Annotated in this window: 2 protein-coding genes; both read left to right on the top strand. The window is 65.8% G+C overall.

Features of this window, described 5'->3' with window-relative positions; translation table 11 throughout:
- On the top strand, positions 1–1,218 hold a 1,218-nt coding region (locus A2J03_RS02115), incomplete at its 5' end, for a DEAD/DEAH box helicase (RefSeq protein WP_068369091.1).
- Positions 1,219–1,227: 9 nt separating this feature from the next.
- Positions 1,228–2,324 (top strand): Rv3212 family protein (locus A2J03_RS02110; protein ID WP_068369088.1); only part of this gene is annotated, 1,097 nt, incomplete at its 3' end.

The following is a 2,324-nucleotide window of genomic DNA, read 5'->3' as shown; positions in this document are numbered from 1 at the left end:
GGTCGCCCCTACGAGGCTCAGATCAGCGCACTCCAGAAGGGCGTGGACGTCGTCGTCGGCACCCCTGGTCGCCTGCTCGATCTGGCCAAGCAGGGACACCTGATCCTGGGCAAGATCGGCGTCCTGGTTCTCGACGAGGCCGACGAAATGCTCGATCTCGGCTTCCTACCCGACATCGAACGTATTCTCGGAATGGTGCCGGACAAGCGGCAGACGATGTTGTTCTCGGCCACGATGCCGGGTCCGATCATCACTCTCGCCCGCACGTTCCTGACCCAGCCGACTCACATTCGCGCAGAAGAAGCCGAGTCCTCGGCAGTTCACGACCTCACCGCGCAGCACATCTACCGAGCGCACGCGCTCGACAAGGTGGAAATGGTGTCGAAGGTGCTTCAGGCCAACGGTCGAGGCGCGACGATGATCTTCACCCGAACCAAGAGGACGGCGCAGAAAGTCGCCGACGAACTCTTGGAGCGCGGCTTCGCGGTCGGTGCCGTGCACGGCGACCTCGGCCAGATACAGCGGGAAAAGGCACTCAAGAAGTTCCGTACCGGTGGCATCGACGTCCTCGTCGCCACCGATGTCGCCGCACGCGGCATCGACATCGACGACGTCACGCACGTCATCAATTACCAGTGCCCCGAGGACGAGAAGACCTATGTGCACCGCATCGGACGCACCGGACGCGCAGGCCGCACCGGTATTGCGGTCACCCTCGTCGATTGGGACGACATCCCTCGCTGGAAGCTGATAGACAAGGCGCTCGGCCTCGACATTCCTGACCCTGTGGAAACGTACTCGAGCTCACCGCACCTGTTCGAGGAACTCGACATCCCAACCGGGGTTGCCGGTTCGGTCAAGAAGACGAACGTGGAGCACAAGGCCGAGAAGTCGACGGCCGACGCTTCAGCGGCCGCACCCGCTGACGACTCGGCCTCGGCCGAGTCCGACAAGCCCGCCACACCGCGTCGAAGCCGGTCGCGTAGACGGACCCGAGCAGGACAGACCGCAAGCGGGCACACCGAGTCCGCGGGCGACACGACGGCAGCGGGCGACACGACGGCAGCGGGCGATCAGGCTGCAACCGCATCCGCCGAGGCGTCGGGCTCCGACGCGGGCTCCGACCAGGACGGCGGCGAAGCATCGGCGCCGCGCAAGCGTCGTCGACGTCGCCGCTCAACCGCGTCGGCTGCGTCCGGACAACCGGCGGCCGAGTAACCTTTCACCGTGCTTGCTCCCGAACGTCGCCGACGGTCGGATCTCGTTGCCGCGGCAGTTTTGGCCGTTGTCGTGGTGCTCGCTCTCGCTGTGATCTGGGTTCAGAGCGACGCACGTGGAACGACGTCCGACACTGCGCAGACCCCGCTGGCTCAGGCGAACACCGCGACAGTTGTCCCGGAGTCTCTGACCGAACGTTGGCGAGCGCAGAGCCCGATCACGACAACTCCGGTCGTGACCGGCAGTTCCGTGATCACCGGTGACCACACCACCGTGACCGGGATCGACCCGTCGACCGGCGCCGCCGCGTGGAGCTACCGCCGCGATGTTCCGTTGTGTGCTGTCACCGGCGCTTGGAACACCGCCGTCGCGGTGTTTTCCGACGACCGAGGCTGCGCACAGGTCACCGAACTGGACGGTGCCAGCGGAACGCGCAAGGCGCAGCGGACGAGCGACGCAGACGCCGCGGTGCAACTCACCGAGGATGGGACGTACGTGACGTCACTCGGTGACTCCAGAATGGAATTGTGGCGTTCGGACCTGGTCCGCACCCTCGAGTACGGCCGCGTGGACGCCCCGGTGAACCCCAACAGCCAGCCCCGAACCGGTTGCACGCTTCTGTCCTCGGCGTCCAACAGTTCGAGACTCGCAGTCCTCGAGCGCTGTCCCGGCGAATCCGCGGCGAGACTCACCACGCTCGACCCAGCACCCGACGACGCGGGAAAGCCGGAGGAATTCGGTTCGAGCGTGGTCGCGTCGTTGACTGGACCGGACGGACCGATCGATGGCGCCTCGATACTCGTCACCTCGGGCGACCGTAGTGCGTTGGCGATCCCAGCACACTCTGGTAGGCCCGCGAGAATCGCAGTGTTCGACGGAAATGCGCAGCCACTGACCGAGTTCGACTTGCCACCGGGCACCCTCGACGAACCGGCACCCGAGTTGTCGCCGGCAGTGACGAAGGCAGCGAATGTGTTCAGCTGGTGGACCGGAACCGGCACCATCGCATTGAGTTCGAGCGATCTGTCCCCGCAATGGTCCCTGCCGGGCGCTCTGGGACCGGGGGTGTCGATGGCCGGCCGTCTGCTGATACCGGTACCGAACGG

Source organism: Rhodococcus sp. EPR-157, assembly GCF_001647195.1.
Taxonomy (GTDB): domain Bacteria; phylum Actinomycetota; class Actinomycetes; order Mycobacteriales; family Mycobacteriaceae; genus Rhodococcoides.
This window is presented reverse-complemented; position numbering and strand designations above follow the sequence as displayed.